The sequence below is a fragment of the Streptomyces javensis genome, from assembly GCF_039525925.1.
Classification (GTDB): Bacteria; Actinomycetota; Actinomycetes; order Streptomycetales; family Streptomycetaceae; genus Streptomyces; species Streptomyces asiaticus.
The window spans coordinates 72,286-79,699 of record NZ_BAAAIF010000045.1; the positions used below are offsets into that span (position 1 = coordinate 72,286).

8 protein-coding genes are annotated in these 7,414 nt (G+C 73.4%); 5 read left to right on the forward strand and 3 right to left on the reverse strand.

From position 1 onward, the window contains the following. Positions 1-303: 303 nt before the first annotated feature. The 5 genes from ABD329_RS31855 (at position 304) to ABD329_RS31875 (ending at position 4,735) form a co-directional block, all read left to right on the forward strand. A complete protein-coding gene (locus ABD329_RS31855; protein WP_344317258.1) occupies positions 304-1,575 on the forward strand; it encodes a sensor histidine kinase in 1,272 nt (423 codons plus the stop codon). Beyond that, entirely contained in the window at positions 1,572-2,525 is a 954-nt protein-coding gene (locus tag ABD329_RS31860; RefSeq protein WP_344317260.1) for a sigma factor-like helix-turn-helix DNA-binding protein, read from the forward strand. Before ABD329_RS31855 ends, ABD329_RS31860 begins: the two co-directional genes overlap by 4 nt. Before the next feature lie 266 nt (positions 2,526-2,791). Then, positions 2,792-3,232, forward strand: coding sequence for a hypothetical protein (locus ABD329_RS31865; protein ID WP_344317261.1), 441 nt, complete (start codon positions 2,792-2,794; stop codon positions 3,230-3,232). After that, the gene (locus ABD329_RS31870; RefSeq protein WP_344317262.1) at positions 3,226-3,540 is read left to right on the forward strand and encodes a hypothetical protein; all 315 of its coding nucleotides are present in this window, start codon (positions 3,226-3,228) and stop codon (positions 3,538-3,540) included. The genes ABD329_RS31865 and ABD329_RS31870 overlap by 7 nt, the downstream gene beginning before the upstream one ends. Positions 3,541-3,619: 79 nt before the next feature. Further along, positions 3,620-4,735 (forward strand): ATP-binding protein, encoded by a 1,116-nt coding sequence (locus ABD329_RS31875; RefSeq protein ID WP_344317263.1) that lies wholly within the window; start codon positions 3,620-3,622, stop codon positions 4,733-4,735. Between the two features lie 748 nt (positions 4,736-5,483). Here ABD329_RS31875 and ABD329_RS31880 read toward each other — a convergent pair. The 3 genes from ABD329_RS31880 to ABD329_RS31890 form a co-directional block, all read right to left on the reverse strand. Then, positions 5,484-6,254: an energy-coupling factor ABC transporter ATP-binding protein gene (locus ABD329_RS31880; RefSeq protein ID WP_198277549.1), complete on the reverse strand. Its 771-nt coding sequence runs from the start codon at positions 6,252-6,254 to the stop codon at positions 5,484-5,486. Then, a complete protein-coding gene (gene cbiQ, locus ABD329_RS31885; protein ID WP_198277548.1) occupies positions 6,251-7,015 on the reverse strand; it encodes a cobalt ECF transporter T component CbiQ in 765 nt (254 codons plus the stop codon). The genes ABD329_RS31880 and cbiQ overlap by 4 nt, the downstream gene beginning before the upstream one ends. Positions 7,016-7,017: 2 nt before the next feature. Continuing rightward, positions 7,018-7,414: PDGLE domain-containing protein (locus ABD329_RS31890; RefSeq protein WP_344317265.1), on the reverse strand; the 397-nt coding region annotated here is incomplete at its 5' end.

Consider the following 7,414-nt stretch of genomic DNA (forward strand, 5'->3'; position numbering starts at 1 on the left):
CGCGCCCCCGGTATGCCTCCGAGCGCCCTCCCGTACTCGCACACGCGGGTCCGCCAGGGCCAAGGGTCCCTATTGCGCCGCCCCCGGCCACCGCACACTGGAATCCGGGGGAAAATCGGGGGGCACGTGGCTCGGTTACGGGGGCGGCTGCGGCCGCGTTCATGGGCGTGGGCGTGGGCGTGGACACGCGAGGAACGACAGCGGGGGCGAGGGCGGGCGCCGCGCCCCACCGACGGATATCACCAGGTCGCCGAAGTGCCGGCCGTCCGGCACCGACTGGCCCGCCGGGACATGGAATGGCAGATGCTGCGCATCCTGCTGATCTTCCGGCTGATGCACGGCATCCAGCTGGCGGTGACGGTGCCCGGGATCGCGGGCCATCTGCCGCACCCCGGCGGGGCGTTGCTGCTGCTGATCGCGGTGGTGGCCGAATCCCTGTGGTTCGTCGCGCGCATAGTCCGCAACCACCGGCGGATGCTCGCGGACGACACCGAGCGGGAGCGCGCGGGCGTCCGGCCCGATCCGCGGGATCCGCCGCCGACCACGTACGACGGTGTGGCGGCCGGTGTGGAGCTGTGCTCGGCCGTGGCTTTCCTGTGGGCGTGTGCGCTGGTCATGGGCGCGCACCGATCGCAGGACATGGCCCCGCTGCTGGTGCTGACCACCGAGCAGATCTCGGCCGCGGGCATCGGCTCGGCGCTCGGCCGGCCGCGGCGCGTACTGATCATCGGTACCTGCGCCATCGCCGCCTCCTACGCCGCGGTCGTCGCCCTGGGCGACGGCGGCCCGGCGGCGCTGGCCCGCTCCGATGTGCTCATCGGGCTCACCGGCTACGGAGCGCTGGCGTATCTCATCCGCCGCGGCGCCGCGTTCCTGCTCCAGCTCGCCGCCGACCTGGGCGATATGAGCCTTCAGCTGCATGAGCAGGAGCAGCGCAAGCTGCTCGCCATCGAGCTCCACAACCACCTCGGCCACACCCTCAACGCCTTCCAGCGGATCGACGCCTCGGACCCCGAGCAGATCGACTCGCTGCGCAGATCGGCGGTGGTGGCGCGGGAGCGGCTGGCCACCTTCATCGGCACCGGGCGGTTCAGCGAGTCGGTGCCGCTGATCGGCATGGTCCACCGGCAGGTGGCCCTGGCCACCAACGACACCCTCACCGTGGAGCCGATCGTCACCGAGCGGGTGGTCGGCGCCGCGGCCCGGGTGCTGCCGTCCCAGGTGGAGCTGCTGGAGCCCGCGCTGCGCGCCCTGTTGATCAATGTGCCGCGCAGCGCCGGGGTGCATGACGCGGTGCTGCATGTGGACCTCGTCGAGGACGCCGACGGCGGCGAGCTGGTGGAGCTGGTGGTCACCGACGAGGGCGTGGGCTTCCCGCCCGAGGTGCTGGCGCGCGGGGTCGGCGCCATGCGGTCGCTGGCGCTGCACGAGAGCCTGCTGCGCGAGCGGGGCGGGGCGCTGCGGGTGCGGTCGGTCGCCGGGTTCACACAGGTGACGCTCACCCTGCCGATCCAGCGGGACCACAACACCGAGACGGGTTATACGACCGAGCCGAGTCAAGGGGGCGTCGGATGAGAGACGAGTCGGCCGAGTACGGACCGAAGCAGCCACTCCAGGTGGCGGTGGTCGAGGACCATGAGATGACCAGACGCGGCCTGGTGGCCGCGCTGAACGCCGATCCACGGCTGACCGTGGTCAGCGAGGTGGACTCCGTGGAGCAGCTCGAGGTGAGCGGCGCGGAGTACGACGTGTGCGTGGCGGACATGATGGGGGTCGGCACCGCCGAGCAGTTCGCCGATCTGGTGCGCCGCTCGGACGTGGTGGTGTGCACGGCGGCCGAGCAGTGGCGCCAGCGGGTGGCCCCCTGGGTGTGCGGGGCGAAGGCGGTCTTCGGCAAGACGGTCGGCGCGGCGGTCCTGGCCAATGCCGTGTGGGACGCCCGCAACCATCCGCACTGGCTCAAACCGCATCTGGCCTCCGCCCTGGAGACGGCGGTGCGCGAATGCGGGCTCAGCGTGCCGCCGTACTTCGCCGATCTGCTGGGGCGCACGGCCCGTGGCGGCCGGGTGGCCTGGATCCTGGAGGAGCTGGGCATCAGCGAGAAGCGCTACGGGGAGGATCTGCGGGACTTCCGGATGCAGTGCGCCCGGGCCGGGCTCGGCCAGCTGACCCTGCTGGACGCGCTCTACATGGCCTCGTCGGCCGAGCAGCCGCCCGCCCATGAGCCCGTGGTGTTCTCGCCCTGGGCCGCCGGGCTGAGCGAGGGCCAGGTCCGGGCGCTGGAGTGGTACGCGGACGGGTACTCGTACGAGGAGACGGCCGCGCACCTCGATGTGAAGGTCTCCACGGTCCGTACGCAGATAGACCGGGCCATGACCGCCTGCGGGATCAACTCCAAACCGGCCGACATCCGCATGATGTTCGCGATGTACGTGTGCTCCCGGCACACCAAACCGGATCTGCTGCTGCGCCGGCTGACCGAAATGGGGGCGCATCCGCCGCGCCGGGGCGGGACCGAGCGGTGAGGGGCCGGGCGATGAGGGGCCGGGCGATGAGGGGCCGAGCAGTGAGGGCCGCGCGATGAGGGGCCGCGCGATGAGGGCCCGCGCGGATGTCGGTTTCTGTCGTCACGGGCGCCGACAGCGATCTCCGGGATTTCCCACCGTCCCGGGGGACGAAAAGCGACACGCGAGGCGCGCAGGATCGGTATCGGGCCCTCGCCGGGGGAGCCGGGGGCCCGCCTCTTCGGACGACCGGTTCGGACGACGGATTCGGAAGACGGGGGAAGCCCATGCCTGACCAGCGCGGCTCTCGTGAGACGGCCACCAACGACCGTCTCCTCGGCACCTTCGACGCGCCGCTCCGCGGGACGGACGCCCGGCTCGAGTGCCGGTCCCCCGGGGCCCGGAGCGACCGGGAGCGCGGGCGGGGGCGGGGCGCCCGGCGGGTATCGCCGCGCGGCGTCCTCCGCTACCGCGATGTGGTCTCCTTCCTGGTCCGCAACCGCCCACGGGCACCGGAAGCGGCCGCCGGCGCCGTACTGCGGCGGCGCCAGGGGCCGGTGTTCCTCGTGCAGACCTTCTTCCTGGACCAGGAGGGCGTCCCGCTGGGCGACACCGAGGCGTCCGGCCCGGTCTGGGTCTGCCGGGCCCGGCGCCTGGACGAGGAGCTCTGCGCGGCCTTCGGGGACAAGGACCTCATCATCTTCGGAGAGGCGGGGCCGTCATGCTGAGCCTGCTGGGCATGGTCCTCCTCGCGCTCGGCGGGATCGGCGCGGTCGCGGTGGTCCATGTCGTCTGCGTGACCATCGAGCTCCTGGCGGACTGGTTCCGGTCCCGGAGCGAACGGCTGCACACCGATCCCGATCTACGGGCGGTCACCGTCTCCGAGTCCATCCGCAACGGCAATGTCAGCTATATCCAGGGGCTTTTCGACACCTCGCGGGAGCAGTTCGTCGAAAGCCGCCGGATCGAGGGGAAACAGGCCGAGCAGCGGGTGCGCAGCGCTCATACGCACCACCGGGTCGCGGTCTGGGGCTGAGGTCCGGATCCGAGGACCGGGGCTGAGGGCTCGGGTCCGAGGCCCGGGGCGCGGCCGGCGTTCGAGGGGGGAGATCCAGTTGAGGAACCTGGGAAGGGGTTCGCGTACCGCCTTCGCCGTCACCGGGATTCCCGGCGGCACCGACGATGTCGAGGCGGCGCTGCTGCGGACCCGGCTGATCGAGGCCGCGAAGGAGTTCAGCGGCCGCGGCGGACCGCGGCCGCTGACCGTCACCGTCACCAACCAGCCACCGGAGTCGGCGGCGGAGACGGAGCCGCGAGCGTGCGCTACGGCGGATTCGGAGCCGCGAGTGGGCGCGACGACGGAGACGGAAGCGGAAACGGGGCCGGACGAGCCGTCGATCGCGGAGCGGGCGCGGCGGTTCACCGCGACACCACCGCTGTACGCCTTCGACCGCTTGGTGCTCCCGGACCGGACGCTGGACCAACTGCTGCGCGCCGTGCACACCGTGGAGCAGCGCCGGGTGCTGTTCGACGAGTGGGGGCTGCGCGAGATCCAGCCGCACCCCGGCTCGGCGATCAATCTGGAGGGCGCGCCCGGCACCGGCAAGACCCTGGCCGCCCACGCCCTCGCCCACCGGCTGGGGCGTTCGCTGATCGCGGCCCGTGCCTCGCAGTTGGAGAGCAAGTACCACGGGGAGGGCCCGAAGAATCTGGCGGCGCTCTTTCACGCGGCGCGCGAGCAGGGCGCGGTGCTCTTCCTGGACGAGGCGGACGCGCTGATGTCCGCGCGGTTCGAGACCACCACCCATGGCTCGGAGCATGCGGTGAACGCCATGCGCAGCGAGATGCTGACCGCCCTGGACAGCCATGAAGGGCTGGTCGTCCTGGCCACCAACCTGGTGACCAGCTATGACTCGGCGTTCGACAGTCGGGTGTGGCATGTGCGCTTCCCTGCGCCGGACGCGGCCGCGCGGGCCGGGATCTGGCGGCGCCATCTGCCCGAGGCGCTGCCCCTCGCGGAGGACGTCTCGCCGGAGGGGCTGGCCGGGGTCGACGAGGTGACCGGGCGCGATATCCGCCGTGCGGTGATCGACGCGGCGGCGGAGGTGCTGCGGACCGGGCGGCCGCGGGTGGGGCAGGCGGATCTGCTGGCGGCGGTGGAGCGGATCAAGGCCGGGCGCCCGTGCCGAGCGGCACAGGCACCGATGTCCATGTCCGGCGGCACCGGATGACCGGTCACCCCACCGGAACGTCGCCTCACCGGCGCTGGTCACCCTGCCTACGAGGCGTCCGGCGGACCACACGGCGGAGCCGCGTGGCGGGGCTTGGCCCCTGGACCCCGAGGTGCGGGACGGAGCCCCGGTTTCGGGGCCTGGGCGAAGCCCCGGTCCGGGGTGTGGGGCGAAGCCCCCGTCCGGGGTGTGGGGCGGAGTTCCCGTCCGGGGACTGGGCGAAGCCCCCGTCCGGGGCCTGGAGCGAAGCCCCCGTCCGGGGGCTGGGCGGAGCCCCCGTTCGGAGCCTGGGCGAAGCCCCCGCCTGGGGCCTGGAGCGAAGCCCCGGTCCGGGGCCTGGACGGAGCCCCGGTTTCGGAGCCTGGGGCGAAGCCCCCGTCCGGGGTCTGGGCGGAGTTCCCGTCCGGGGTGTGGGGCGAAGCCCCCGTCCGGGGTGTGGGGCGAAGCCCCCGGTCTCGGGGCCTGGGGCGAAACCCCCGTCCGGGGTGCGAGGCGAAGCCCCCGTCCGGGGCCTGGGCGAAGCCCCCGTCCGGGGTGTGGGGCGAAGCCCCCGGTCTCGGGGCCTGGGGCGAAACCCCCGTCCGGGGTGCAAGGCGAAGCCCCCGTCCGGGGCCTGGGCGAAGCCCCCGTCCGGGGTGCGGGGCGGAGCCCCGGTCCGGGGTCTGGGGCGGAGCCCCGGTTTCGGGGAGGGGCGGGGTGGGGAACAGCCCGCCGCAGGCGCCACGACCCACCGGAAACACCGGCATCCTCACCTCACCGGCACCGTCACCGAGCGCGGGTCGAAGCCGAAGGGGAGCTCCAGCCGGTGTTCGCGCATCAGCTCCTCGTCGCACAGCAGCTCCTGCGTTCCGCCGTCCGCCGCGATCACCCCGCCGCTGAGCACCACCGAGCGCGGGCACAGCTCCAGCGCGTACGGCAGATCGTGGGTGACCATCAGCACGGTCACCTCCAGGGACCGCAGGATGTCGGCGAGTTCGCGGCGCGAGGCCGGGTCGAGGTTGGACGAGGGCTCGTCCAGGACCAGGATCTCCGGCTCCATGGCCAGTACGGTCGCCACGGCCACCCGCCGCCGCTGCCCGAAGGAGAGGTGGTGCGGAGGCCGGTCGGCGAACTCCGCCATCCCGACCCGCTCCAGCGCGTGGCGCACCCGCTCCTCCAGCTCCGCGCCGCGCAGCCCCGCCGCGGCCGGGCCGAAGGCCACGTCCTCGCGCACGGTCGGCATGAACAGCTGGTCGTCCGGGTCCTGGAAGACGATGCCCACCCGGCGGCGGATCTCGGCCAGATGCGCCTTCGCCACCGGCAGCCCCGCGACCGTGACCGTCCCGGCGCCCGCCGTAAGGATGCCGTTGAGGTGCAGCACGAGCGTGGTCTTGCCCGCGCCGTTGGGCCCCAGGAGCGCCACCCGCTCGCCGCGGGCCACGGTCAGATCGACGCCGAAGAGGGCTTGGTGGCCGTCGGGGTAGGCGTAGGCCAGACCGGACACCTGGAGGGACGGCGGGGTGGTGGCGTGGTCGGTCATGGCAGCATCCATCCGGTCAGGCAGACCGCCAGCGCGGTCAGCGGGAGGGCGGCGGCGTACACCCACTGGGTACGGGACGCCGTCACATCGTCGATCACCGGCATGGTGCCCGTATAGCCCCGGCTGACCATCGCCAGGTGGACGCGTTCGCCCCGTTCGTAGGAGCGGATGAACAGCGCCCCGGCCGAGGAGGCGAGCACGCCCCAGTGCCGCACCCCGCGCGCCTCGAAGCCGCGCGACTGGCGGGCGATCCGCATCCGGCGCATCTCGTCGGAGATGACGTCGCCGTAGCGGATCATGAACGAGGCGATCTGCACCAGCAGCGAGGGCATCCGCAGCCGCTGCAACCCCAACAGCAGGGCGCGCAGTTCGGTCGTGGACGCCAGGAGGACGGAGGCGGCGACGCCGAGGGTGCCCTTGGCGAGGATGTTCCAGGCGCTCCACAGCCCGGACTCGCTGAGCGACATCCCCAGCGCCTCCACCCGCGGGCCCTCCGCGATGAACGGCATCAGCACGGCGAAGGCCACGAACGGGATCTCGATCAGCAACCGCCGCAGTACGTACCCGGCCGGGATCCGGGCCGCCGCCGCCACTCCGGCCAGCAGCACGGCGTACGCCCCGAACGCCCAGACGGCCTCGCGGGGCGTGGAGACGACGACGAGGACGAAGCAGAAGACGGCGGCGATCTTGCAGTGCGGAGGGAGGGTGTGGACGGGCGACCGGCCCTCCCGGTAGAGCTTGTGCGCGTGTCCCGCGCCCACGGTCAGCCCCGCTCGCTCTCGGCCGTCGCCCTGCGCCGCCGTATGACGACGAAGACCCCGGAGCCGACGGCGAGCGTGGCCCCGACCCCGATCACCCCGGCGAGCCCGCCCGAGAGCCGGGCGTCGGTGATGTCCTTGACGCCGTAGTCGGCGAGCGGGGAGTCCTTGGCGGCGTGGTCCTCCTCCTTCTGGTCGATGCCCTTGTCATGGGCGACCTTCTCCAGCCCGTCGGGGCTGGCGGAGGCGTAGAAGCTGACGACCCCGGCGCACAGCAGCGCGGCCGCGAGCCCGGCCCACCACACGCGCCGGGCCGACCGCCGTGGCGCCGCGGCGGGCTCGGGGGCCCCGGCGGGCTCGGGGGCCCCGGCGGGCTCGCAGACCCCGGCGGTGGCCCCGGCG